This window comes from Pelagibacterium flavum (genome assembly GCF_025854335.1).
GTDB classification, from domain to species: domain Bacteria; phylum Pseudomonadota; class Alphaproteobacteria; order Rhizobiales; family Devosiaceae; genus Pelagibacterium; species Pelagibacterium flavum.
This window is the reverse complement of the sequence record NZ_CP107716.1, coordinates 167,203-191,417: the sequence shown is the minus strand read 5'-3', so window position 1 is coordinate 191,417 and position 24,215 is coordinate 167,203. Positions and strand designations below refer to the sequence as shown.

At 61.6% G+C, this 24,215-nt stretch carries 20 protein-coding genes; 10 read left to right on the top strand and 10 right to left on the bottom strand.

Annotated elements, in window-relative coordinates:
* Positions 1-164 precede the first annotated feature (164 nt).
* From OF122_RS00970 to OF122_RS00950, 5 genes are all read left to right on the top strand, one after another.
* Entirely contained in the window at positions 165-2,297 is a 2,133-nt protein-coding gene (locus tag OF122_RS00970) for a sodium-translocating pyrophosphatase (RefSeq protein ID WP_264226028.1), read from the top strand.
* A 202-nt stretch (positions 2,298-2,499) separates the two neighbouring features.
* Positions 2,500-7,257, top strand: coding sequence for an NAD-glutamate dehydrogenase (locus OF122_RS00965; protein ID WP_264226027.1), 4,758 nt, complete (start codon positions 2,500-2,502; stop codon positions 7,255-7,257).
* 155 nt (positions 7,258-7,412) lie between these two features.
* Entirely contained in the window at positions 7,413-7,943 is a 531-nt protein-coding gene (ppa, locus tag OF122_RS00960; RefSeq protein WP_264226026.1) for an inorganic diphosphatase, read from the top strand.
* 127 nt (positions 7,944-8,070) lie between these two features.
* Positions 8,071-9,480 (top strand): 3-isopropylmalate dehydratase large subunit, encoded by a 1,410-nt coding sequence (leuC, locus tag OF122_RS00955; protein ID WP_264226025.1) that lies wholly within the window; start codon positions 8,071-8,073, stop codon positions 9,478-9,480.
* The gene (locus OF122_RS00950) at positions 9,480-9,908 is read left to right on the top strand and encodes a metallopeptidase family protein (RefSeq protein ID WP_264226024.1); all 429 of its coding nucleotides are present in this window, start codon (positions 9,480-9,482) and stop codon (positions 9,906-9,908) included. The genes leuC and OF122_RS00950 overlap by 1 nt, the downstream gene beginning before the upstream one ends.
* 62 nt (positions 9,909-9,970) lie before the next feature.
* Here OF122_RS00950 and OF122_RS00945 read toward each other — a convergent pair whose 3' ends face one another.
* Positions 9,971-10,291, bottom strand: a complete 321-nt coding sequence (locus OF122_RS00945) for a hypothetical protein (RefSeq protein ID WP_264226023.1) — start codon at positions 10,289-10,291, stop codon at positions 9,971-9,973.
* 191 nt (positions 10,292-10,482) lie between these two features.
* On the opposite strand from OF122_RS00945, the gene OF122_RS00940 reads away from it, so the two are divergent.
* Positions 10,483-11,658 (top strand): GGDEF domain-containing protein, encoded by a 1,176-nt coding sequence (locus OF122_RS00940; protein ID WP_264226022.1) that lies wholly within the window; start codon positions 10,483-10,485, stop codon positions 11,656-11,658.
* Positions 11,659-11,660: 2 nt separating this feature from the next.
* Here the strand turns inward: OF122_RS00940 and OF122_RS00935 are convergent, their stop codons facing one another.
* Together OF122_RS00935 and OF122_RS00930 are read right to left on the bottom strand one after the other, a co-directional pair.
* Complete coding sequence (locus OF122_RS00935) at positions 11,661-12,473, bottom strand: COG3904 family protein (protein WP_264226021.1); 813 nt, start codon at positions 12,471-12,473, stop codon at positions 11,661-11,663.
* Positions 12,470-13,837, bottom strand: a complete 1,368-nt coding sequence (locus OF122_RS00930; protein WP_264226020.1) for a hypothetical protein — start codon at positions 13,835-13,837, stop codon at positions 12,470-12,472. The genes OF122_RS00935 and OF122_RS00930 overlap by 4 nt, the downstream gene beginning before the upstream one ends.
* Before the next feature lie 189 nt (positions 13,838-14,026).
* Here OF122_RS00930 and OF122_RS00925 point away from each other — a divergent pair, with 189 nt between their 5' ends.
* A complete protein-coding gene (locus OF122_RS00925; RefSeq protein WP_264226019.1) occupies positions 14,027-14,803 on the top strand; it encodes an MBL fold metallo-hydrolase in 777 nt (258 codons plus the stop codon).
* 18 nt (positions 14,804-14,821) lie between these two features.
* On the opposite strand, the gene OF122_RS00920 is transcribed toward OF122_RS00925, so the two are convergent.
* The 6 genes from OF122_RS00920 to OF122_RS00895 form a co-directional block, all read right to left on the bottom strand.
* Positions 14,822-15,127 (bottom strand): ATP-dependent Clp protease adaptor ClpS, encoded by a 306-nt coding sequence (locus OF122_RS00920; RefSeq protein ID WP_264226018.1) that lies wholly within the window; start codon positions 15,125-15,127, stop codon positions 14,822-14,824.
* A 91-nt stretch (positions 15,128-15,218) separates the two neighbouring features.
* Positions 15,219-17,045, bottom strand: a complete 1,827-nt coding sequence (typA, locus tag OF122_RS00915; RefSeq protein ID WP_264227723.1) for a translational GTPase TypA — start codon at positions 17,043-17,045, stop codon at positions 15,219-15,221.
* A 192-nt stretch (positions 17,046-17,237) separates the two neighbouring features.
* Complete coding sequence (locus OF122_RS00910) at positions 17,238-17,624, bottom strand: VOC family protein (protein WP_264226017.1); 387 nt, start codon at positions 17,622-17,624, stop codon at positions 17,238-17,240.
* Between the two features lie 46 nt (positions 17,625-17,670).
* Positions 17,671-18,336 carry an RNA polymerase sigma factor gene (locus OF122_RS00905; protein WP_264226016.1) on the bottom strand — a complete coding sequence of 222 codons (666 nt, stop codon included), beginning with the start codon at positions 18,334-18,336 and terminating at the stop codon, positions 17,671-17,673.
* Positions 18,309-20,390 (bottom strand): EAL domain-containing protein, encoded by a 2,082-nt coding sequence (locus OF122_RS00900; RefSeq protein WP_264226015.1) that lies wholly within the window; start codon positions 20,388-20,390, stop codon positions 18,309-18,311. The genes OF122_RS00905 and OF122_RS00900 overlap by 28 nt, the downstream gene beginning before the upstream one ends.
* A gap of 180 nt (positions 20,391-20,570) precedes the next feature.
* Positions 20,571-21,800 (bottom strand): argininosuccinate synthase, encoded by a 1,230-nt coding sequence (locus OF122_RS00895; protein ID WP_264226014.1) that lies wholly within the window; start codon positions 21,798-21,800, stop codon positions 20,571-20,573.
* Positions 21,801-21,956: 156 nt separating this feature from the next.
* On the opposite strand from OF122_RS00895, the gene OF122_RS00890 reads away from it, so the two are divergent.
* The 3 genes from OF122_RS00890 (at position 21,957) to OF122_RS00880 (ending at position 23,737) form a co-directional block, all read left to right on the top strand.
* Positions 21,957-22,604, top strand: a complete 648-nt coding sequence (locus OF122_RS00890; protein ID WP_264226013.1) for a LysE family translocator — start codon at positions 21,957-21,959, stop codon at positions 22,602-22,604.
* 7 nt (positions 22,605-22,611) lie between these two features.
* Positions 22,612-23,463 carry a 23S rRNA (adenine(2030)-N(6))-methyltransferase RlmJ gene (locus OF122_RS00885; RefSeq protein ID WP_264226012.1) on the top strand — a complete coding sequence of 284 codons (852 nt, stop codon included), beginning with the start codon at positions 22,612-22,614 and terminating at the stop codon, positions 23,461-23,463.
* Between the two features lie 76 nt (positions 23,464-23,539).
* On the top strand, positions 23,540-23,737 hold the full coding sequence (locus tag OF122_RS00880; RefSeq protein ID WP_264226011.1) for a YqaE/Pmp3 family membrane protein: 198 nt from the start codon (positions 23,540-23,542) through the stop codon (positions 23,735-23,737).
* A 48-nt stretch (positions 23,738-23,785) separates the two neighbouring features.
* Here OF122_RS00880 and OF122_RS00875 read toward each other — a convergent pair whose 3' ends face one another.
* A complete protein-coding gene (locus OF122_RS00875; protein ID WP_264226010.1) occupies positions 23,786-24,208 on the bottom strand; it encodes a GNAT family N-acetyltransferase in 423 nt (140 codons plus the stop codon).
* Positions 24,209-24,215 lie beyond the last annotated feature (7 nt).

Here is a 24,215-nt window from a genome sequence, read left to right as displayed (position 1 = left end):
CTCGGTCCCGGCCGCAATAAAATGCGGGTCTTTGCTGTCGCCGGGGGAGAGGAACTTTTGGTGGCGGGGAAGAAGGGAAGTAGACCGGACCGTATCGGGAGCGCGGACCTCGTGCCGATCCTCCCGAAGCGTCGATCCGGACGCAAAGTGAGGGGAATACCACTATGACTTTGGCCTTATGGCTGATTATTGCCTGTGGCGTCCTGTCGGTCGTCTACGGCATCGTGACCACGCGTTCGCTTCTGGCCGCCGATGCCGGCAGCGCCCGCATGCAGGAGATTTCCGCCGCGGTCCGCGAAGGCGCCACCGCCTATCTCAAGCGCCAGTACACAACCATCGCCATTGTCGGCGTCGTCATTCTTGTCGTTGCCTGGCTCCTGCTCGGCATCTATGCGGCAATCGGATTTCTGATCGGCGCGGTCCTCTCGGGCGCTGCCGGGTTCATCGGCATGCACGTTTCCGTCCGTGCCAATGTGCGGGTCGCCCAGGCGGCAACGACCTCTCTGGCCGGCGGGCTGGACCTGGCGTTCAAATCGGGTGCGGTGACCGGACTGCTCGTTGCCGGACTGGGCCTGTTGGGCGTCACAGTCTATTTCCTCGCTCTTTTGGCCATGGGGTTCGAGGCGACCGACCGGACCGTCATCGACGCGCTTGTCGCTCTGGGCTTCGGTGCCTCGCTGATTTCCATTTTCGCCCGGCTTGGAGGCGGCATCTTTACCAAGGGCGCCGACGTGGGCGGCGACATGGTGGGCAAGGTCGAAGCGGGCATCCCCGAGGACGATCCGCGCAACCCCGCCACCATCGCCGACAATGTGGGTGACAATGTCGGCGACTGCGCCGGCATGGCCGCCGACTTGTTCGAAACCTATGTGGTGACCATCGTTGCCACCATGGTGCTGGCCGCGATCATCCTGCCGCTCGATCTGAGACTGATCGGCATGGTGCTGCCTCTCGCCATTGGCGGGGTGTGCGTTCTGACCTCGATTGCCGGGACCTATTTCGTCAAGCTCGGCGCCTCGGGCAACATCATGGGCGCGCTCTACAAGGGCGTCATCGCTACTGGCGTTCTTTCGCTCATCGCACTGGTTCCGGTGATGTGGCTGATCTTTGGCGACATGGGCCGGTCCATCGCGGTCGGGGATATCACATTCACCCCTTGGGCACTCTATGGCTGCGGCGTGGCCGGGCTGGTCATCACCGGGCTGATCATCTGGATCACCGAATATTACACCGGCACCGGCCGGCGCCCGGTCAATTCGATCGCCGAAGCCTCGATCACCGGGCATGGCACCAATGTGATTCAGGGCCTCGCGGTTTCGCTCGAATCCACGGCCCTGCCCGCTCTGGTCATCATCGCGGGCATCATCGTCACCTATTCCCTGGCCGGGCTGTTCGGCATCGGAGTGGCGGTGGTCACCATGCTGGCCCTGGCCGGCATGATCGTGGCACTGGACGCCTTCGGGCCGGTGACCGATAATGCCGGCGGCATTGCCGAGATGGCCGGGCTGCCCGATGAAGTGCGCAAGAACACCGACGCGCTCGACGCGGTGGGCAACACCACAAAGGCCGTGACCAAGGGCTATGCCATTGGTTCGGCCGGCCTTGGCGCGCTGGTGCTGTTTGCCGCCTATACCCAGGATCTGGCCTATTTCATCGGCGAGGCAGTCGAGGGCGACTTCTATTTCGGCGTCGGTGAGATCAGCTTCTCGCTGGCCGATCCCTATGTCGTCGTCGGCCTGTTGTTCGGCGGCCTGTTGCCGTTCCTGTTCAGCGGCATGTCCATGACCGCCGTGGGCCGCGCCGCGCAGTCGGTGGTGGTCGAAGTGCGCCGGCAATTTGCCGAAAAGCCCGGCATCATGGCGGGCACCGAAAAGCCCGATTATGGCCGGGCCGTCGACATGCTGACCAAGGCCGCGATCAAGGAAATGATCGTCCCCTCGTTGCTCCCTGTGCTTTCACCGCTCGTGGTGTTCGGGGTGATCCTTGTAATCGCCGGCAAGGCCGCTGCCTTTGCCGCGCTGGGCGCCATGCTTTTAGGCGTGATCGTAACGGGCCTGTTTGTCGCCATCTCCATGACGGCGGGTGGCGGTGCCTGGGACAACGCCAAAAAGAGCTTCGAAGACGGGTTCACCGATTCGACCGGCCAGACCCATTACAAGGGTTCCGAGGCCCACAAGGCTTCGGTGACCGGCGACACCGTGGGCGATCCCTACAAGGATACCGCCGGCCCCGCCGTCAATCCGATGATCAAGATAACCAATATAATGGCGCTGCTGCTTTTGGCCGTGCTTCATTAGAAAAAGCGGGACACAAATCACAAAGAGCCGGGCAACCCTGCCCGGCTCTTTGCGTTAGACGGACGGATCACATGCGAAAAGGGCAGCGAGGCTGACAGATACCATCGTCTTATGTCCTTGAATCCTAAAGCTGATATTGGCTTTCCGCCAGCAAGGGCATAAGCTCTCCACCATACCGGAAAACGTTGAGGGACGCCGGGAGATGATCGATACCACGGAAACCCTGCGCCCCTGGCGCGACCGCCTGATCGCCCTGAGATCCGAAAAGCCCGCTCTGGCGCGGTTCGTCACCAACGCGCTGCGCTCGGCCGACGAGCAGGATCTGCTGCTCTATCCGGCGCAAACGCTCGAAGCGCTTCTGGCCACGACCTTCTCCCATATCGGCAAACGCACCCCCGGCAAGGCCGATATCCGCATCTGGACGCCCGACGCGGCGATCGTGTCGGGGATAACCATTATCGACATCTATTCGGCCGATACACCGTTTATCGTCGATTCGGCGCTGGCGGCGGTCCGGGCCGCCGGCGGCTCGATCCGGTTCATGACCCATCCAACGGTTGCGGTCGATGATACAACATCCCCCTGGCAGGTGATCGAGGAGGCAGAAGGTGCCCGCAAGGAAAGCGTGCTCCAGATCCATATCGATACGCCCTCCGATCTCCACTCGCTCTCTGTCATTTCCGAGGAACTGACCCAGACCATGGCGCAGGTGCGCGCCGCGGTCGTCGACTGGCGCGACATGCTCGAGCGTCTGCGCACCGCCGTCGTTGCCTATCGCTCGCACCCGCCGGCCATGCGCGAGCAGGCGCTGACCGAGGCGATCTATTTTCTCGCCTGGCTGGCCGACCACAATTTTACCTTCCTTGGCATGCGCCAATACCAGCTGACAGGTGAAGACGGGGAGCAGACACTGGTTCCGCTCGAGGGATCGGGGCTGGGTATTCTGCGTGACCCCGATTATCGCTATCTGCGTCAGGGTACGCGATACGTCCATATGAATGAACAGCATCTGGCGTTTCTGGACACCGACGAGCCGCTGATGGTCACCAAGGCCAATCGCCGTTCGCTTGTCCACAGGCGCGTGCATATGGACTATGTGGGCATCAAGACCTTCGATGCGGACGGCACGATCACCGGTGAGTTGCGCATTCTGGGCCTGTTTACCTCCGCTTCGCTCGCCACGCCTGTGAGCGAGGTCCCTCTGGTCCGGCGCAAGATCGCCGGGGTGATGGCCCGGTCCGGGTTCGATCCGCGCTCGCATGCGGGCAAGGCGCTGATGAACACGCTCGACAATTATCCGCGTGACGAGCTGTTCCAGATCTCCGAGGACGAGCTTTTCGAATTCGCCAATGTGATCGCCACCCTGCCCGACCGGCCGCGCGTGCGGGTTCTGCCCCGCATCGACAGGTTCGACAATTTCGTTTCGGTTCTCGTTTACCTGCCGCGCGACCGCTTCGATTCCAATGTCCGAGCCCGGATCGGCGATCATCTGGCCAGCCGCTATGACGGGCGCGTTTCTGCCTTTGCCCCCGACTTTCCCGAGGGCGATCTGGCGCGCGTGCATTTTATTATCGGACGCAATGGCGGCCCCACGCCGCGCCCCGACCGCGAGGCGCTGGAAAGCGAAATTTCCGAGTTGACCCGTACCTTTGCGGACCGCCTGCTTTCGGCGGCGCCCCGGCCCGGCGAAATCGCCGATTATGCCAGCGCCTTTTCCGCCGACTACCAGGTCGCCCACTCGCACGCCGATGCCCTTGACGATATTGCCGTGTTCAAGGCGCTGGGACCGGACAATCCGCTTGCCGTGCGGTTGAGCCGGGGAACCGACGGACCCTCCAGTCTGACGCTCAACGTCTATCACAGAGCCGATCCCATTCCGCTGTCGGCCCGCGTGCCGATGCTGGAAAATTTCGGTTTTTCGGTGATCGATGAGCGCACCTACACCATCCACCCGCTCGGACCGCAGCCGCGCTTTCTGCATGCCATGGCGATCAAGACCACCAATGGCACGGAAATCGACCTGGGCGAGAGCGCGCGGCGCATCGAGGATGGTATTCTCGCGGTCTCCAGCGGGCTCGTGGAAAATGACGGCTATAACCGGCTGACCCTGAGCGCCGGCCTCGGCCACACCGATGTCGCCATCTTGCGCGCCCTGGGGCGCTATCTCAAACAGGTCGGCATCGCCTGGTCGCAAACCTATATCTGGACGGCGCTTTCAGCGCACCCGGCCACCGCCGGCGCGTTGGTCGAATTGTTCCACACCCTGCATGATCCCCATCTCGACGCCGACCGGGAAGCGGCGGCCCAGGCCCTGCGCGCCGAAATCTCGGCCGGACTCGAAACCATCGCCTCGATCGACGAGGATCGGATCATCCGGCGACTGCTCAATCTGATCGAAGCGAGCGTGCGCACAAACCTCTATCAGCGGATCGAGGGCAAGCCGCGCCCGGCGCTCGCCATAAAATTCGACGCGACCCGGCTCGAAGGCATCCCCCAGCCAAGGCCGTGGCGCGAGATTTTCGTTTATTCCCCGCGCGTCGAGGGCATCCACATGCGCGGCGGGCCAATTGCCCGTGGCGGCTTGCGCTGGTCGGACCGCGCCGAGGATTTCCGCACCGAAATCCTCGGGCTGGTCAAGGCCCAGATGGTCAAGAACGCGGTGATCGTGCCGGTCGGCGCCAAGGGTGGGTTCGTCCCCCGGCTCATGCCGGCCAATCCCGACCGCGACACCTTCCTGGCCGAAGGCACCGCCTGCTACAAGATTTTCGTTTCCAGCCTGCTCGATGTGACCGACAACCTGATCGGAGACACGGTCCTGCCGCCCGAGGAGATTTTCAGGCGCGACGGGGACGATCCTTATCTCGTCGTCGCTGCCGACAAGGGTACCGCGAGCTTTTCCGACACGGCAAACGCCATATCCCAATCCCGCGATTTCTGGCTGGGCGACGCCTTTGCTTCGGGCGGATCGGCCGGATACGACCACAAGAAGATGGGCATTACGGCCCGCGGCGGCTGGGAGGCCGTCAAACGCCATTTCCGCGAAATCGACATCGACATCCAGACGCAGGCGTTCACGGTTGCCGGCGTCGGCGACATGAGCGGCGACGTTTTCGGCAACGGCATGCTGCTGTCGCCGAAAATCCGGCTGGTTGCCGCCTTCGATCACCGCGACATCTTCATCGATCCCGATCCCGATATCGAAAAAAGCTTCACAGAGCGCGAGCGACTGTTCGCGCTGTCGCGCTCGAGCTGGCAGGATTACGATACCGCGCTCATTTCCGAAGGTGGCGGGGTGTTTTCGCGCCAGACCAAATCCATCCCGCTTTCACCCCAGATGCAGACGCTTCTCGGCCTCACCGGGGTCAGTGCCTCGCCAAGTGAAATCATGTCGGCGATCTTGAGGGCCGATGTTGATCTGCTCTGGTTTGGCGGCATCGGCACCTACATCCGCGCCACGGAGGAAACCGACGCCTCGGTTGGCGACAAGGCCAATGACGCCATTCGCGTACCTGCACAGGCGGTGCGCGCCAAAGTGATCGGTGAAGGCGCCAATCTGGGTCTCACCCAACTCGGGCGCATCGAATATGCACTGAACGGCGGGCGCATCAACACCGACGCCATCGACAATTCGGCCGGCGTCAATTCGTCCGACCTTGAGGTCAACATCAAGATCGCGCTGTCCGACATGGTGCGCTCGGGCTCTCTGGCCATAGAGGACCGCAACGCTTTCCTCACCGAAATGACCGATGAGGTCGCCGAGCTTTGCCTGCGCAACAATTATCTCCAGACTCTCGCCCTGTCGCTCGCCCAGCGGCGCGGCATGGCCGACTTTCCCGATCTTGTCGATTTCATTGACGAACTCGAGACGGCAGGCGAACTCAACCGGACCGTCGAATATCTGCCCGACGATGCGACGCTGGCCGAACGCGCCGCCAGCGGGGCGGCCCTGACCCGGCCCGAACTGGCCGTGCTGCTCGCCTACGCCAAACTGACGCTCTACGGCGATCTGCTTGCATCCCCGGTCCCCGACGATCCCTACCTGGCGCGCGAGCTGTTCCGTTATTTCCCCGAAACGCTCAAATCACGCTACCCCCAGACCATCGAGAACCACCGGCTGCGCCGCGAGGTGATCGCCACGGTGCTCTCCAACGCCATGATCAATCGCGGTGGACCGGCTTTCGTAACACGCCTGACATCGATCACCGCCGCCGAGCCGGGTGCCGTGGCCTTTGCCTATGCAGCGGCCCGCGACAGTTTCGATCTGGCCGGTCTCAACGCGGCAATCGATGCGCTCGATACAACCATTTCCGGAGATACCCAGCTCGCGCTTTATGCCGAGGTTCAAGGCCTGCAGGTTGGCATGGCGCTCTGGTTCCTGCGCAATGAGGACTTTTCCGGCGGGCTTTCCGATATGATCGAGCGCTATCGTGCCGGCATATCGACGATAAGAGCCTCGCTTTCCGATCTGGTTTCCCCCTTTCTCGCCGAGGCGATCGCCGCCCAGGAACAGGGCTTTGAAGCCGGCGGCACGCCGCCCGATCTTGCCCGATCCATCGCTGCGCTTTCCGTGCTTTCGCTCGCGCCCGACGCGGTGCTCGTCGCCCATAAATGCAAGGCCGACGTGCTCGATGCGGCAAAGGCGATGTTTGCGGTGATCGAAATGTTCAGGCTGGGCCGGCTGACCGAACAGGGCGCGGCCATCGATGCCGCTGACAGGTTCGATCGCATGGCGATCGACAGGGCACTGGCCAATCTGACCCGGGGCCTGCGCGATCTGGCAGCCGACATCCTGTCGTCCGGCGATGGACCGGTCGAGGATCGGATCGCGGCCTGGAAGGCGCCGCATGGAGCCACGATTGCCCGTATGGGCGAAACAGTGGCCGATCTGATCGCCGGCGACCTGACGATATCACGCCTCTCGGTCGCCGCAGGGCTGTTGAGCGACCTGGCCCGGAGCTAGGCCTTCTCAGATGACACTCCCATGACGGGCTCTCTTATGGCGAGCCCGTCATGTTCGCCACGCCACGATCCCGAAACACCTTGCATTTGGCTTGCCCGATAGGCAAAAAGCTGCCGGACTCCTCCTCCCCCACAAGTTCAGGATTGAACGGCAAAATGAATATCGACGCGATCCCCGTAGGCAAGAACCCGCCCGAAGACCTCAACGTCATCATCGAAGTGCCCCTGGGCGGCGAGCCGATCAAATACGAGATCGACAAGGCATCGGGTGCGCTGTTCGTCGACCGGTTTCTCTATACCCCGATGCGCTATCCGGGCAATTACGGCTTTGTTCCCCACACCTTGTGCGGCGATGGCGACCCCCTCGACGTGATCGTTCTCAATTCCCGCCCGCTGGTTCCCGGCGCAATCGTGCGTTCGCGCCCGGTCGGCGTATTGTTCATGGAAGACGATGGCGGACAGGACGAAAAAATCCTCGCCGTACCGGTTTCCAAGCTCACCCGCATGTATGACGGCATCCACGATGTGACCGACCTGCCCGAGATCCAGATCGAGCGCGTCAAGCACTTCTTCATGCACTACAAGGATCTCGAGCCGGGCAAATGGGCCAAGATCGACCGGATCGGCGGTGTCGAAGACGCACGCAAGATGATCCTTGAGTCAATGGAACTGGCCAACAAGGGCTGAACCCGGCCCCATCGCCTGTGCATCAATCCTTGGCCCGCAACTCTTGACCCAACCGGGGTTGCGGGCGTAAAACAGCCAACCGTACCCGCTGGTACGGATACCTCACGAGATATGGATTGATCGCCCGATGAGCGCAAAGACCCTCTATGACAAGATCTGGGACGACCACGTTGTCGCATATAATGAGGACGGCACCGCCATTCTCTATATCGACCGCCACCTCGTCCACGAAGTCACGAGCCCGCAGGCGTTCGAGGGTCTACGCCTGGCCGGCCGCAAGGTGCGCGCGCCCGAGCGCACGCTGGCCGTGGTCGATCACAACGTTCCCACCTCCGACAGAACGCACGGAATCGACGACCCGGAATCGAAAATCCAGGTCGATACGCTGGCCAAGAACGCGGTCGATTTCGGCGTCGAATATTACAACGAACTGGATATGCGCCAGGGCATCGTCCACATCGTGGGCCCCGAGCAGGGTTTCACGCTTCCCGGCATGACCATTGTCTGCGGTGACAGCCACACCTCGACCCACGGGGCGTTCGGCGCGCTGGCGCACGGCATCGGCACCTCCGAAGTCGAGCATGTTCTGGCCACCCAGACCCTGATTCAGTCCAAGGCCAAGAACATGCGTGTCACCGTCAACGGCTCGCTGCCGGACGGGGTGACCGCCAAGGACATCATCCTGGCCATCATCGGCGAAATCGGCACCGCCGGCGGCAATGGCCATGTCATCGAATTTGCCGGCCAGGCCATCCGCGAATTGTCCATGGAAGGCCGCATGACGGTCTGCAACATGACGATTGAGGGCGGCGCCCGCGCCGGGCTGATCGCGCCCGACGAAAAGACCTTTGCCTATGTCAAGGATCGCCCCCGTGCGCCAAAGGGCAAGGCCTTTGACATGGCTCTCGACTACTGGAAATCGCTCTATACCGACGAGGGCGCCACGTTTGACAAGGAAGTGGTGCTCGACGCGGCCAATCTGCCCCCGATCGTTTCGTGGGGCTCTTCCCCCGAAGACGTCATCTCGGTGACCGGCGCCATTCCCAACCCCGATGACATCGCCGACGCCAACCGCCGCGCCTCCAAAAAGCGCGCGCTCGATTATATGGGGCTCACGGCCGGCACGAAAATCACCGATATCGAACTCGACCGGGTATTTTTGGGCTCGTGCACCAATGGGCGCATCGAGGATTTGCGGGCCGCGGCGGCGATCGTTGCCGGCCACAAGGTTCATCCGCGCGTCAATGCCATGGTTGTTCCCGGCTCGGGCCTGGTAAAGGCGCAGGCAGAGGCCGAAGGGCTCGACAAGATCTTCATCGAAGCCGGGTTCGACTGGCGCGAACCGGGCTGCTCGATGTGCCTGGCCATGAACGCCGACAAGCTGGCACCGGGCGAGCGCTGCGCCTCGACCTCGAACCGCAATTTCGAGGGCCGGCAGGGCTTCAAGGGCCGCACGCATCTGGTCTCGCCCATCATGGCCGCCGCCGCGGCCATCAAGGGTCATTTCGTCGATATTCGTGAGTGGCCAACGGCCTGATGGCTGAACCGTCTCAGGGCGACGCAAACCTGTGGGGGCCACTGGCGGCTCCCTCGCTCGATGATATCGAGGCACTGGCAATAAAGGCGCTCGAAGCGCTGCCCGAACCTTTCAGATCGATGTCACGCGGCGTCGAATGCCGGGTCGCCGAATTTCCGACTGAAGAGATCTGCAAGGATATGGACCTCGAAAGCCCCTTCGATCTGTTGGGGTTGTTCGAAGGGATCGGGATGACCGAGGACGGCATCGTCCCCCATACCGGCCAGATGCCCAACAGGGTCTGGCTCTATCGCCGGCCGATTCTCGACTATTGGGCCGAGCACACCGATACGCTGGGGGAAATCGTGACGCACGTTCTCGTTCACGAGATCGGCCACCATTTCGGCCTGTCCGACGACGACATGTATGCCATCGACGGCTCCCAGTAATAGTGAGCGCACTTTTACGGTTCGGGAGCCGGCAGAAAAAAGACGACGGCTTGCGGTGACCTTTACCGGCTCTCGGCCTCTCCCCGGCTCATGAAGCGATAATCGGCGTAGGTGTCGCCTTCGAGATCGTCATCGACCACAAGGACGAGGTCCTGAGCCTTGAGGGCCAGGTACCAGGCGTCCCAATCCACGAGATCGAAATGGGCACCCGGCCTGTCGGGCCCCTCGTTTGCATCGGCATTGAGCATGTGCTGATCGAATGTCAGGCCCAAAAGATGCTGCTCCCTGCCGCCGACGTCCGGCATATCGGCCATGATCGGATTTCCGCCGCGGGCCTCCGTCCATTCCTTGATATCCTGAAGTTCACTGAGCACCTTTGCCATTTTCCGTTCCTCCAATCGCTCCTTTTGAACCGACAACGAGGACGCCGCACGAACCGTTGCGAGAAACATGGGCTTGGCAGAGCCATGCCGAACAGGTTACCCCATTTGGCCGGGTCTTTGGTGGCGTGGCACAATGACCTGCTGGACGCCCATGAAAAAGGGGCGCCAACGAATGTCTGGACGAAGAAACTATGACCGGCGCGCTGCTTGTATTCTGGGTGATCGTCGCCCTTTGCACGATCGAAGCGGGGGCATTTTTTGCCCTGGCGCGCTTTGACCCCAAAAATCGCGGGGCTCTCTGGTTCTCCTGGGCATTCGCCGCTGCCGCCGTCAGCTTTCTCGGCGAGATCGTGCTGACAACGGGTTTTTATCCTGGCCCGACCCGCATGGTGATCGCGCTCGCCATGGTCGCAATGTTCGTTCTCGTCGCCTACGGCCTCGCCATCCGCTACCGGGTGGATCTTCACCTGGGCGGCGGATGGGCCATCGTAACGGCATCAGCCCTGCTCTACTGGCTCATTCTCGACCTGCCGCGCGAGGATTTCGTGCGCCAGCTTCTCTACCAGCTTCCCTATGCGCTTTTGAGCCTGCTCTCGCTGTCGGTCATCTGGCGCGCAACATCAAAGACGGCATTCGACTGGCTGTTCATCTGGCTCTTCCTGGCCCTGGCGGCCCATTTTCTGGCCAAGCCGTTCCTCGCGCTCTGGGTCGGTGGCGTTGGCGCCTCCGCCGCGGGCTTTTCCGGCACTGTCTATGCGGGGCTTTCAACAGCATCGGGCGCCGTCCTGCTGCTGATCGTGGCAACAGGCGGATTGGCGCTTATGCTCAGCGACACCGCCGGGCGCCTGATCCAAAAGGCCGAACGGGATGCCGAAACGGGCCTGCTCAATCGCGTTGGCTTTACCACCCACGCGGAGAGGCGTGCCCTGGCTCTGGCCCAGACCGAGACGTCCGAGAGAACCGATCTGACCCTGACCCTGATCGCATTGAACCTGCCGGCACCCCAGCGGACAGCCATTCCACCCATCAAGGCCCTCGCCGCGCTGATTGGCGACTATGTGCCCCGCGATGCGTTGGTGGGGCGAATGGCCGACCGTGATTTCGCTGTGCTTTCGCCACGGACCAATCTCATGGCGGCCCGGCAGGCGGCGGAAAGCCTGCGCGTGGCGGCCATCGAAAGCCTGAGCGAGCCTGACCGGCCGATTACGCTCAGCATCGGGATTACCGAGCGCGAAAAAGGAGAGGTCTATGCCGATATGCTGGCCCGCGGATTATGGGCGCTCGATGAGGCCGAGAAAGCCGGCGGCAATTGTGTTCGCCTGGCCGCCAGCTCCAGCTTCGGCGTCTCCACAATCCGACATGGATAAGATCAACTCGGACCCGACGTAGCGGCCAGCCGGGTTTGCTCCATTTCGTCCATCGTCAGGAAATAGAGCCGGTCGGGGGGCGTTTCCATGGCGTTGATCCACACCAGCGGGTCGATGCCCATTTCCCCAAGATAGCGCGCGATACGCGCCGTCACCGATTGCGCATCGGACATGGCCTGGGCCGAGCCGACATCGTCGCCTCCAGCCCCGGCATAAATCTGATGCACTCCGACCGCCGCATTGTCCGATATGATGCGCTCGACGCCGCCGGCCAGCACCAGCGGACACGACGAGCCGCACAAGGCACCATCGCCAACCGCCGTATCAAAACCGTTCTCCCGGATCAGCCTTCCGATGACCAGCGCGTCCTCCACCGATCCGCCCGGCGAATTGAGCGCTACGGTCTCAACATAGTCGCCCCGTCTCTCGATCTCACCGGCAAAGCTTGTGGCGGCACCCGGAACGATGGTTCCCGAAAGCATGAGCACACCGCCGCCGACCAACTCGATCGAGAGCGGTTCGGCAAGCTGCTCGGGCGGCGTCGTGATGTGTTCGAGCGGCCGATAGGCCGGATTGTCCGGATCGATTTCGGGTCGATCGACGGCCGGGAGCATCGGGTCTCCGGGCGTTACCGCCAGATCACCGGGCCGGCTGGCATTGAGCTCGAAATAATCGTTCGCCAGGACCCATGCCGCACCAGCCAGCATGGCAAAGAACACGGTCTTGAGGATCGCGCCATCCTCGACTGCCGCGATCCTTTCAACGACCGCTCTGGCCGCGCTTTTTCGCGGCGTCGGTGTTTCAAGGCTGCTCATGACCGGACTGGCCCGTCGCCTCGCTTGCGCTGAAAGGCGGGAATTGTCGTGACGGTATCGTTCTCGGTTTCGGTGCTGGACGCTTCATCTGCCTCGGCGCGCTCCGCTGGTTCAGGCTCGACGAGCGGCTCGTCCTCGGGTTGGTCTTTCGGCTCAACCCGTTCGGTCGATACCGCGCTCGCCATCATCTGGTTGTGCAGCGCCACGGCCCGCATCATGTCGGCGGCGGTCAGCGTTTCCGCGTCATCAAGCGCCTCGGCGTCGCGCCGCATGGCCTCGTGGGCCACCACCAGCAGCAGAACCAGAACGACCGGCAAAAGGTCGATGGATATAGCGCCCGCCCATGAGGGCAGGAAATCGGAAGCATAGCGCAGCACGGCCTCGGCGCTCGAAAGTGGAACGAACCGGCGCGGTTCGACGCGCGGCTGGTTGATGATTGCCTGCGCCGCCTCGCTGAGCGCCGTCGACTGGGCCGACACCGCCTCGCGGATATTGGCCATGGCCGCGTCCTGACGCACCACGAGCCCGGCGCTTAGTCCATCGGCGACGGGAGCGATGAACCCCAGCGAAAGATCTTCGGCAGCACGCGCCACAGACGGCGCGACCGATGTTTCCTGCAAGGCGGCGATGACCCCGGTCAGAGCGACAATCTCGGCGGCGAACTCATCGGCACGCGGCTGCACGGCGCCCGGCGCTGACACCAATTCCCGCATCGCGCTGAGCCGTTCCGAGCCGGTCTGGAACAATTCGTTGACCCGCGCTTGCGAATTCGAAATCGAAGTGCCCAGCGAATTCATCTGCGAACTCATCTGGCTCAAAAGCTGCACGACCGATCCCGAGCCCGCCGAGCCGGTCAGCGCACCGCCGCTGCGTTCCTCATCGGCCAGCGTGGCAAATCGTTCGGACGCGCGTTGCACGTCGGGCAGAAGCGATTGCGCGCCCAGTGCATTGGCATGGGCAGCATCAAGATCGCCGGTATAATCTTCCAGCGTCACCGCCATGTGCTGTTCGAGCGCCGCCGAGCCGGCAAGGGCTGCGGCATTGAGCCAGGAACTCATGGCGACGATCATCACAGAGCCCAGCGCCATGACCACCGTCATCGCGAGCCGTTGGCTCATGGTGCGCATGAGCGGCAGGAACCGCATCATATAGCTCCAGAACACATAAATGCCGACCGATACGGCCGCCGAATAGATGATCGCTGCGAAAAACACGAAATTGGCGTCGCCATCCAGAAGGCCCCTCACCCCCAGATAGGTATAGACCCCGCTGGCCAGCGCGAGGACCGCCAGGGCAAAGCGCGTTGTGGTTTCAAGACCCTTGATCGTCTGCCCGATGCGGGCGGCGTTGTTCTGGCTCGGCATTGAAAATCCCCTGGGCCACGGCCCGCGTCTCACATGTTAAGGTCAGATTAACAGGCAAATACCGGCGAAATCGAGATCAGTTTTCTTCGCATGCGAGGCTCGCGCCATTGTGAATGTCAGCTGGCGATCATTTCCCGGGCTCCAACGTTTATAGTGGTTGAGCAACATTGCAGCCTGGAGGACGCGACCATGCCCATCAACCGCCGACAAACACTTGGCCTTGGATTATCCACCCTCGCCGCGCTTGGTGTTACCACCATCCTGCCCCGCACGGCTTTCGGCCAGCAGCCCGAAGGCGATCTCTATCCGTCCGACGCGGGTGATTTTTTCATCCACCCGATCTCGCACGCCTCGCTGGTCATCGAGACCCCCTCAGGTGTGATCTATGTCGATCCGGTTGGCGGAGCCGAACTCTATTCCGACCTGCCGCCTCCTGACCTGATCCTCATTACCCATGAGCACGGCGACCACTTCGACCTGCCCACGCTTGAGGCGCTTGTGGTCGAAGGGACCGAAATCATTGCCAATCCGGCGGTCTTTGCCATGTTGCCTGAAGCACTGGCATCCAACGCCCGCGAAATGGCCAATGGCGACAGCGACAGTTTCGGCGATATCTCCATCGAGGCGATCCCGGCTTACAACACCACCGAGGACCGGCTGCAATATCACCCACAGGGCCGCGACAATGGCTATATCCTCACCATCGGCGGAAAGCGCGTCTATATTGCCGGGGACACCGAAGACATTCCCGAAATGCGCGCCCTCGAAAACATTTCGGTTGCCTTCGTGCCCATGAACCTGCCGTTCACAATGAGCGAGGAACAGGCAGCGTCAGGCGTGGCGGCCTTCCTGCCAACCTATGTCTATCCCTATCACTACAGGGACAGCGACATCGATCTGTTCGAGCAATTGCTGATGGATGAAGCCGGCGGCGGTACTGAAGTGGTGCGCGGCGAGTGGTATTGATGACCCTGCGACCGGGCCCTATTCCTCGGGCTCGGTCGTGACCATCAGCGGGAAGCCGAACTGCTGGGAGAGCTCGATAGCTTCATCTGCCTTGGTCTCGGCGATTTCCTTGGTGTAAACCGCAATGACCGCCGCGCCCTTCTGGTGCGCGGTCATCATGATCGATTCCGCTTGCGGCTCGCCGAGCCGGAAAACCGATTCAAGGACCTTCACCACAAAATCGCGCGGCGTGTAATCATCATTGATGAGGATGACCTTGTGCAGCTTGGGCCGCGCGGTCTTGAGCTTGGTCTGTGTGCGTTGCTTGGTCGAAGTATCGCTCATGACGGCACCTCTTGAAAACATGGGCAGAGCGGGCCCTTAATATAGGCCCGCTCCGCGTCAATGCCAAATCAACTTGGAGCGCTTGCAGCGCTCAGCTGGCCGCAGCTTCTGCTGCCGCGGCACGCGAAGCGCGCTTGCGATCATGGGGGTCGAGATAAATCTTGCGCAGCCGCACCGAGTTGGGCGTGACCTCGACATATTCATCATCGGCAATATAGCTGAGCGCCTGTTCGAGACTGAGCTTTTTGGGCGGGGTCAACCGGATCGCCTCGTCTTTTGACGTGGTGCGGATATTGGTGAGCTGCTTGCCTTTAAGCACGTTCACTTCGAGATCGTTCTCGCGATTGTGCTCGCCAACGATCATGCCCTCGTAAACGTCCACGCCCGGATCGATCAGCATCGGGCCACGATCTTCGAGGTTGAACAGCGCATAGGCCACGGCCTGGCCGGTGGCGTTGGAAATCAGAACGCCGGTGCGGCGCATGGGCAGCGGGCCCTTGAACGCCGAATATTCGTGGAATACGCGGTTGAAAATTGCCGTGCCGCGGGTATCGGACAGCAATTCGCCCTGATAGCCGATCAATCCACGGGTGGGAACGTAAAGCCGGACGCGGGTACGACCGGCGCCCGAGGGCCGCATTTCGACAAGATCGCCACGGCGCTCGGTGAGCTTCTGGACGACCACGGACGAATATTCGTCGTCGACGTCGATGATGACTTCTTCGATCGGCTCGAGCTTTTGCCCGTTCTCTTCACGGAATAGCACCTTGGGGCGGCCAAGGCACAATTCGAACCCTTCGCGGCGCATGGTTTCGATCAGAACGCCCAGCTGGAGTTCGCCACGGCCGGCAACGTCGAAACTGTCATTGTCATCGCCCGGCGTGACCCGGATCGCCACATTGCCTTCGGCTTCGCGCAGCAGACGCTCGCGGATGACGCGCGACTGCACCTTGTCGCCTTCGCGGCCGGCCAGCGGGCCGTCATTGATGCGGAAGGTAACCGACAGGGTCGGCGGATCGATGGGCTTGGCTTCAAGCGCCTCGGAGACCTGCGGCACGGCAATGGTGTTGGCAACGGTCGCTGTTTCAAGACCCGCCAGAGCGACGATGTCGCCGGCCTTGCCCTCTTCGATCGGCTCGCGCTCAAGACCACGAAAGCCGAGAACCTTTGAGATACGACCCTTTTCGACAGTCTTGCCGTCGCGCGAGAGCGCATGGACGGAATCGCCGGGCTTGACCGAACCCGAAAACACCCGCCCGGTCAGGATGCGGCCAAGGAAGGGATTGCGTTCGATGGTCGTGACCAGCATCCGGAACGGGCCCTCTTCGACCTTGGGCTCTTCGAAATGTTCGATGACCTTGTCGAGCAGCGGGCCCATGGTGTCCTTGGGTCCGGACGGATCGTCCGCCATCCAGCCCTGCTTGGCCGAACCGTAAAGAACAGGGAAATCGAGCTGCTCGGGAGTGGCATCGAGAGACACGAAGAGATCAAAGATCTCATCGAGCACTTCGTTGTGCCGTTCTTCGGGCTTGTCGATCTTGTTGATCGCAACGATCGGGCGCAGGCCGATCTTGAGGGCCTTGGAGAGCACGAACTTGGTCTGCGGCATCGGCCCTTCGGCAGCGTCGACCAGGATCACCGCGCCATCGACCATCGACAGGATGCGCTCGACCTCGCCCCCGAAATCGGCGTGGCCCGGCGTATCGACGATGTTGATGCGATGGTCTTTCCAGTTGAGCGAAGTGACCTTCGCCAGAATGGTGATGCCACGCTCTTTTTCCAGATCGTTGGAATCCATGACGCGTTCATCGACGCGCTGGTTGTCACGGAAGGTGCCGGACTGCCGCAGCAGGACGTCGATCAACGTCGTTTTGCCATGGTCAACGTGGGCAATGATCGCAATATTGCGCAAGCTCATAAGGGGGCCAGCCATTTTCGGGATTTACCGGAGTGTTTCCAGCCAAAGTGGCACCCACTTTTGCGGTTCGGAAACGCGACGAAGTAAATAATGTGGCTGCCCATACCTCACGACGGCCCCGCAAACAAGGAAAAACGGCGCAGGGCTGGCATGCGCGAAGGCGAAACGGCCCGCCTTCGCGCCATATCGGAACTATTTCAGCGACCGTGGGAGGTCTTCGGACTGCCACAGTCCCAGGCCAAAGCCATCCGGGTCCAGAAAGTCGGCACTCCAGCCGCCGGGCGCCTCCGAGACAGGGGTAACGATGGTCACGCCCTTTTCGGCCAGGGCCGCAACCACATCGTCGATACCGCCCTCTCTGAGATCGAAAACCAGCGCCGGCGTATCGCCGCGCTTGCCTTCCTGTTCGAAAAATATCGCTTCAAAGCCGCTCTCGAACGGGGCGACGAGCCAGAACGGCTCGGCCCCTTCGCGGCGCTGAATATCGATCCCCAGCACATCGCGATAGAACGCTTCGGTGCGCCTGATGTCGGATACGTAAAACACAAGGCTTGGCGCCTGCAGTTTGGGCATGGTCATGAAACTCTCCTCGAAAAAGGGTTTGAAACATCCCCCGTTGCCGCCCTCAGGTCTTTTGTGAGGCAGGCCGTGACGATCGGACGAAAAAAACATGCCCGTCCGGATCATGGCTGGCAAAGGCGCCGCCATGACGCTGCAGAGCCGCAAGCAACCCATCCCTTATGGTGCCATAGGCCAGATCGAGATTGAGCCCGATCATTTCGGCCGGCATCGCAACGCCCTTTTTTGCCAGCGCCAGCTTGAGGGCGCGGATGCGCTGCCGCAAGGCAGTATCGGGCAGATCGAGCAGATAGGCGATTTCCGTTTTCGAATGCCCCGAAAGCGCCAGCGCCGCAACGACACGCAGGCCCTTTGGCAGATCGGCGAGGATGACGCTCAGGGCATCGCCTTCCGGGGCCGAAGCAGCACGCGCTTCGGCCTGCCACCGCGCCTCGCGCTCACGCCGGCGGGCGGCCGAGCGGGCGTCGAAGGCTGAGCGTTTGCGAATAGCGCCCGCCATCCAGCGCCGATCAGCAGCGCTGGAAAAATCGCTGCGCCCTGCCAGAGCCGCCGCGATCAGGACCTCCTGGACGACGTCTTCGGCCTCATCGACCCGCCGGGCGTGGCGCTTCGCCAGGGCGAGCAGTTCGGCATAGGGCACGGTCCGGCGCATGGCCTTTGAGCTTTCGGTCTCGCGAAACCGTGTCAGGCTCTCTGCCTGACCCGATTGCATTGTTCTGCTTGCAGCATGGCCAGCATAGCCTCGCCTTCAATCGGCGGCGAGAAGAAATAACCCTGAACCTGCGTGCACCCCTCGGCCCGCACAACGGCAAGCTGCTCTGCCGTTTCAACGCCTTCGGCCACCGTGGTCATGCCCAGATTGCGCCCCAGCGAGATCATGGCGCCCAGAATGGCACGGCTGTCAGCCTTGGTGGCGACATCGGCCATGAACGAGCGGTCGATCTTGATCTTGTCGAACGGAAAGGCCCGCAGATAAGAGAGCGACGAATAGCCGGTCCCGAAATCATCCATGGCCACCCGAACGCCCAGTCTGCGCACCGCCAGCAGCACGTCGATATTGGACTGGCTGTTTTCGAGCAGCAAGGATTCGGTGATCTCAAGCTCGAGCCGGCTGGCGTCAAGGCTGGCCGCCTCGAGCGCCGCCTTTATGGTGGACACTAGGTCGGGACGCTTGAACTGAATCGGGGAAAGGTTGATGGCGACCCGCACAGGGCCGGGCCATTGCGCGGCCGCCCTTGTCGCCGCCTCCAGTATCCAGCCGCCGATGTCGTGAATGATCCCGGTCTCTTCGGCTATGGGAATAAACTCGACCGGAGAAATCGGACCCAGCCGGGGATGGTCCCAGCGCATGAGCGCCTCGGCCGCCACGACCACGTTGGTTTGAAGTGATACAATGGGCTGGAAAACAACAGACAACCCGTTGTTTGCCAGGGCGTCGCGCAGTCCCGTTTCCAGCGTCCGGCGACGCTGCAGTGTCGCATCCATACCGGCTTCGAAAAAGTGGTAGGTGCCCCGGCCCTCCGATTTTGCGCGGAGCAAGGCCAGGTCGGCATTGTTCATGATCGCATCGGTGCTCTTGCCGTCGCCCGGAGCAACGGCGATCCCGATCGAGGTCGAGAGCTTTATTGCCTTGCGGCCGAACATGATCGGCTCGCCAATCGCCTTGACGATGGCACGGGCCAGATCGGCGGCGTCGTGAGGAACACCGACATTGGGCATCAAGACGGTGAACTCATCGCTCCCAAGGCGGGCCACAATCCCGCGCGATCCGACGGTTTCGGACAGCCGCTCGGCGATCTTGCGCAACACCTTGTCGCCAACCGTATGCCCCTCGCTGTCGTTGACGGCCTTGAAATGATCGATATTGACGGCCAGCAGGGCCGGCTGCTTGCCCTTTTCGAGCCCTTTGAGCACCGCTTCGAGCTCCTCGCGGAACAGGCCACGATTGGGCAGGTCGGTCAGCGCGTCATGGGTCGCCATATGCCGCATGCGGGCTTCGGCGGCCAACTGGTCGGTGATGTCCTCATGGGTGGTGACCACACCACCCCCGCTCAGGGGCTGGTGGCGTAGCGACAGGAACGTCCCGTTGGCCATCTTGACCACTTCGCGCACGAACTGGCCGCCCGTAAGGATCTTCTGGCGCTCGGACCGATAGGCATTGCGATCCACCGGGGCGTGCGTGTTGGTCTTGCGCCGGTGCTCCAAAATATCGTCGAAACTCGCCCCCGGCCGGGCAAGCTCGGGAGGCAGCCTGTACATCGAAACGAATTCCGCATTGCAGGTGACCAGCCGGAAGTCATTGTCGAACATCGACAGGCCCTGCGAGATGTTGTTGATGGCTGCGTCGAGCAGCGCATATTGGCGCTCGAGCTCCCGTTTGCGCTCGCTCATCATGTCCGAGCGCGCAATCTCATCGGTCACGTCTTCATGGGTGACGACCCAGCCAAGGCCGGGGGCAAAAATGTGAGCGGTTTCCAGCGTGCGGTGCGATGCCGTCAACTCGAGATTGACGGCGCGCAATCCCGAGCGATTGCCCATGAGTTCGGCGGTATAGGCATCGTAAAAGCTTTTGGGATCGGTGTCGGGATGGTTGCCCAGCGCGGTTGAAAGCGCGACCACTTCGAAAAGGCTCATGCCGCGTCGGATCGACTTGCGCGGAAAGCCATAGATATCGAGATAGTGCTGGTTCCACATGACCAGCTCGAAATCGGCGCTCCAGACGCAAAATCCAAACGGGATCGTTTGTAGGGCAGCGTCGAGAAGCAAAGCCTCGCTGCTACGCTCAGAGGTCGGCTCTCGCACCATCTTGCCGTTCTTTCCCCAAAGACCGATTGGGGTTAAAGACTAGCCGTGGCGACTTAAAGAGGCTTTAAGCGCGACGCAAAATGTTCAAATTTGATCGAGCGGGCGGGACCGAAGCGAATTTCTCTTCGGCCCCGCCGAATTCTACTGGCCGCGTGCCAGCCGCAGCTTGCGCGCGCCATAGGTCTTCAGGCGCAACCCGTTGAGCTTGATAAAGCCCTCGGCATCGTGGTGGTCATAGGTTCCAGTGCCCTCTTCGAAGGTCACGAGATCTTCCGAATAAAGCGAATAGGGCGAGGAGCGACCCACCACATTGGCCGAACCCTTGTAGAGCTTGAGGGTGACCTCGCCGGCAACGAATTCCTGGCTTTTATCGATCAGCGCCTGAAGCATTTCGCGCTCGGGGGAATACCACAAGCCATTATAGATCAGCTCCGCATAGCGGGGCATGATTTCATCCTTGAGGTGCGCGGCGCCGCGATCGAGCGTGATCGATTCAATGGCGCGATGGGCCGCGAGCAGGATCGTGCCGCCCGGCGTTTCGTAGATGCCGCGGCTCTTCATGCCCACGAAGCGGTTTTCGACCAGGTCGAGGCGACCGATGCCGTGCTTGCCGCCCAGCTCGTTGAGCCTGGTAAGCAGGCTGGCGGGCGACAGTTTTTCGCCATTGACCGAGACCGCATCGCCCTTTTCGAACCCGATGGTGATGGTTTCGGGTGTATTGGGGGCGTCCACCGGGTCGACCGTACGCTGATAGACGTAATCGGGCGCTTCGACGGCCGGATCTTCGAGGACCTTGCCTTCCGAAGACGTGTGCAGGAGGTTGGCATCGACCGAAAACGGTGCTTCGCCGCGCTTGTCCTTGGGCACCGGGATCTGATTCTTTTCGGCAAATTCGATAAGCTTGGTGCGGCTCTGAAGATCCCATTCGCGCCAGGGCGCAATGACCCTGATGCCCGGATTAAGCGCATAGGCCGACAATTCGAACCGGACCTGATCGTTGCCCTTGCCGGTCGCGCCGTGTGCCACCGCGTCGGCGCCCGTCGCCTCGGCGATCTCGACGAGACGCTTGGCGATCAGCGGACGGGCAATCGAGGTTCCGAGCAGATAAACGCCTTCATAAAGCGCATTGGCCCGGAACATCGGGAAAACGTAATCGCGCACGAACTCTTCACGCAGATCCTCGATGTAGATTTCCTTGATGCCCATCATTTCGGCGCGCTGGCGAGCCGGTTCGAGCTCCTCGCCCTGGCCCAGATCGGCGGTGAAGGTCACCACCTCGCAATCATAGACCTGCTTGAGCCATTTAAGGATGATGGAGGTATCAAGTCCCCCTGAATAGGCGAGGACGACTTTGTTTATGTCTTTGCTCATGGCGTGACCGATAACCGCGTTGAAAGCTCAGGATAAGTTGGCGCGACACTAATCAGATCGCGCCCGGCCTGTCCATATTGGCGCAAATATCGGGTTGCACGGCGCAGCGCGCACGCGCATGGTCTGCCCCGCTCCTTTGTTGCCGGACACACAAAAATGCTGGTCTATGCCCCCGACCTTTCGATCATTCTCGCATTCGCTCTGGCGGCCATCGTTTTGGCCATAACGCCCGGACCGGACATGGCGCTGTTTATTTCCCGGACCGTCAATTTCGGGCCCAGACACGGATTTGCGACGGTTGGCGGCGCCGTGACCGGCATAGCCGTGCACACCATGCTGGCCGCTTTCGGCATTTCCATTCTGATCGTTACGGCACCGGCGGCCTTCTGGACGCTCAAAATCGCCGGGGCGGTCTATCTGCTCTGGCTGGCCTTTGCCGCCATTCGCTCGGGAACCGGGCTTACGGTGGCGCGCGCCTCGGGCAAGGTGCCGAGCCTCAAGAATTCCTATCTTACGGGCCTTGGAATCAACCTCACAAACCCCAAGGTTGCGCTGTTCTTTGTGACCTTCCTGCCTCAGTTCGTTTCCGCATCCGACCCGCACGCGGCAGCCAAACTGATTTTTCTGGGCATCGAATTCGTGGTGCTCTCGCTGCCCATCGTCATCGCCATCGTGGTCGGGGCCCAATGGCTGACCGAAACCCTGATGCGCTCGACACGAATTCAAAAGGCGCTCAACTGGTCGTTCGCGGCCGTCTTTGCCGCCTTTGCGGTGACCATCCTGACGGCGGAAGCCAGAAAATAGCCTGCCCATGAACTATCGCCATGCCTTCCACGCAGGCAATTTCGCCGACGTGGTCAAACACATCATCCTCACGCGCATCCTTGCCTACCTGATGCGCAAGGAGGCAGCGTTTCGAGTGATCGATACCCATGCCGGGGTCGGTCTCTATGATCTTTTGGGCGATGAAGCGAACCGGACCGGAGAATGGCGCGAAGGGATCGGACGCTTGATGGCGGCTACGGTGCCCGACCCGGTCGCGGCACTGGTGGCGCCCTATCTGGCGGCGGTGAACGCGCAAAACCCCGACGGCCAACTGCGCTATTATCCCGGCTCGCCTTTTATCGCCCGGCACATGCTGCGCGATCAGGACCGGCTGATGGCGCTCGAATTGCACCCCGCCGATGCCCAGGCGCTGCGTGAAAATTTCGCCGGCGACATCCAGACGCGGGTGACCGAACTCGACGGTTGGGCCGCCATGGGCACCCATCTGCCCCCCAAGGAAAAACGCGGCCTGGTGCTTGTCGACCCGCCCTTCGAGGTCAAGGGCGAGTTCGAGCGCATGACTCAGGCGCTGGTCAAGGCCCATGCGCGCTGGCCGGGGGGAACCTATGCCTTCTGGTATCCCATCAAGGACCCCGGCGATGTCCGTTCTTACGTCAGGGCATTAGAGGGTACGGGGATCGCCAAGATCCTGCGCCTCGAACTGACGATCCGTGCGCCATCCATGCCGCCGCGCCTGCATGGAACCGGCATGATCGTGGTCAATCCACCTTTCGTCCTTAAAGAGGAAATGCGCACGCTCTTGCCCATCCTTGCCGGGCTTTTGGCCGATGAGGGGCGAGGCCGGTTCCATATCGAATGGGTGCGGGGCGAAAGCTAGCTCTGGGGGAACACTCTTGCCCTTGGAGAACTTGTACCCATATTCGAAAAACCTTTTTGATTATGGAACCGCAAATATGACCTTTGGCGATTTTGTCCGGATCTTGTTTTCGATCCTCATCCCCCCGCTCGGCGTCTTCCTGCGCGTCGGCTTCGGGCTGCATTTCTGGCTCAACATCCTGCTGACGCTCCTGGGCTACATTCCGGGCCTTATCCACGCCATCTGGATCATCGCCAGCTACCGCACGCGCGAGGACTTCAGCTACCGGCGCTAGATCACGCCAAGGGCCGTGCAAGCGAGAATGCTCTGGCGCCCGGGCCACTCAATCCTTGAGATCGAATTCGTAATAAGCCATGGCCTGTCCCTTGCCATCGAGCGCTGCATAAAGCGCCTTGGCGGGGATATTGTCGTCCTCGGTTCCCACCCACGCATATTTGACTCCGCGCCGGCGCGCGGCATCGAAAAGCGTCGTCATCAACCGCTTGGCGATACCCTGCCGCTGGTGGCTTTCGGCCACGCCCACTTCGTTGACGAAGAATTCAAGCGGCTTGTCGGGGTGGAAATAATAAAGGCCCGTGGCCATGCCCACGACCTTGTCTCCGTCACTGGCCAGTGCGATCAGATAATCGGGATGGGCCAGATAGGCTTTGGCAAGATCGGGCCGGATCGGCTCGTCGAACACCGAAATATCGGCCGACAGCAAAAGATCGAGATCGTTCTCGTCGAGCAGCTTGACGGTGATCATGGTGCTC

Bases quoted from the DNA above. Each gene is read 5' to 3' on its own strand.
- OF122_RS00945 (WP_264226023.1), bottom strand. From the start codon at position 10,291: ATGGCAAAGGTGCTCAGTGAACTTCAGGATATCAAGGAATGGACGGAG.
- OF122_RS00950 (WP_264226024.1), top strand. From the start codon at position 9,480: ATGGCTGAACCGTCTCAGGGCGACGCAAACCTGTGGGGGCCACTGGCG.
- OF122_RS00935 (WP_264226021.1), bottom strand. From the start codon at position 12,473: ATGAGCAGCCTTGAAACACCGACGCCGCGAAAAAGCGCGGCCAGAGCG.
- OF122_RS00910 (WP_264226017.1), bottom strand. From the start codon at position 17,624: ATGACCATGCCCAAACTGCAGGCGCCAAGCCTTGTGTTTTACGTATCC.
- OF122_RS00925 (WP_264226019.1), top strand. From the start codon at position 14,027: ATGCCCATCAACCGCCGACAAACACTTGGCCTTGGATTATCCACCCTC.
- OF122_RS00940 (WP_264226022.1), top strand. From the start codon at position 10,483: ATGACCGGCGCGCTGCTTGTATTCTGGGTGATCGTCGCCCTTTGCACG.
- OF122_RS00885 (WP_264226012.1), top strand. From the start codon at position 22,612: ATGAACTATCGCCATGCCTTCCACGCAGGCAATTTCGCCGACGTGGTC.
- OF122_RS00895 (WP_264226014.1), bottom strand. From the start codon at position 21,800: ATGAGCAAAGACATAAACAAAGTCGTCCTCGCCTATTCAGGGGGACTT.
- OF122_RS00905 (WP_264226016.1), bottom strand. From the start codon at position 18,336: ATGCAATCGGGTCAGGCAGAGAGCCTGACACGGTTTCGCGAGACCGAA.
- typA (WP_264227723.1), bottom strand. From the start codon at position 17,045: ATGAGCTTGCGCAATATTGCGATCATTGCCCACGTTGACCATGGCAAA.
- OF122_RS00920 (WP_264226018.1), bottom strand. From the start codon at position 15,127: ATGAGCGATACTTCGACCAAGCAACGCACACAGACCAAGCTCAAGACC.
- OF122_RS00875 (WP_264226010.1), bottom strand. From the start codon at position 24,208: ATGATCACCGTCAAGCTGCTCGACGAGAACGATCTCGATCTTTTGCTG.
- OF122_RS00970 (WP_264226028.1), top strand. From the start codon at position 165: ATGACTTTGGCCTTATGGCTGATTATTGCCTGTGGCGTCCTGTCGGTC.
- OF122_RS00890 (WP_264226013.1), top strand. From the start codon at position 21,957: ATGCTGGTCTATGCCCCCGACCTTTCGATCATTCTCGCATTCGCTCTG.
- OF122_RS00965 (WP_264226027.1), top strand. From the start codon at position 2,500: ATGATCGATACCACGGAAACCCTGCGCCCCTGGCGCGACCGCCTGATC.
- OF122_RS00880 (WP_264226011.1), top strand. From the start codon at position 23,540: ATGACCTTTGGCGATTTTGTCCGGATCTTGTTTTCGATCCTCATCCCC.
- ppa (WP_264226026.1), top strand. From the start codon at position 7,413: ATGAATATCGACGCGATCCCCGTAGGCAAGAACCCGCCCGAAGACCTC.
- OF122_RS00930 (WP_264226020.1), bottom strand. From the start codon at position 13,837: ATGCCGAGCCAGAACAACGCCGCCCGCATCGGGCAGACGATCAAGGGT.
- leuC (WP_264226025.1), top strand. From the start codon at position 8,071: ATGAGCGCAAAGACCCTCTATGACAAGATCTGGGACGACCACGTTGTC.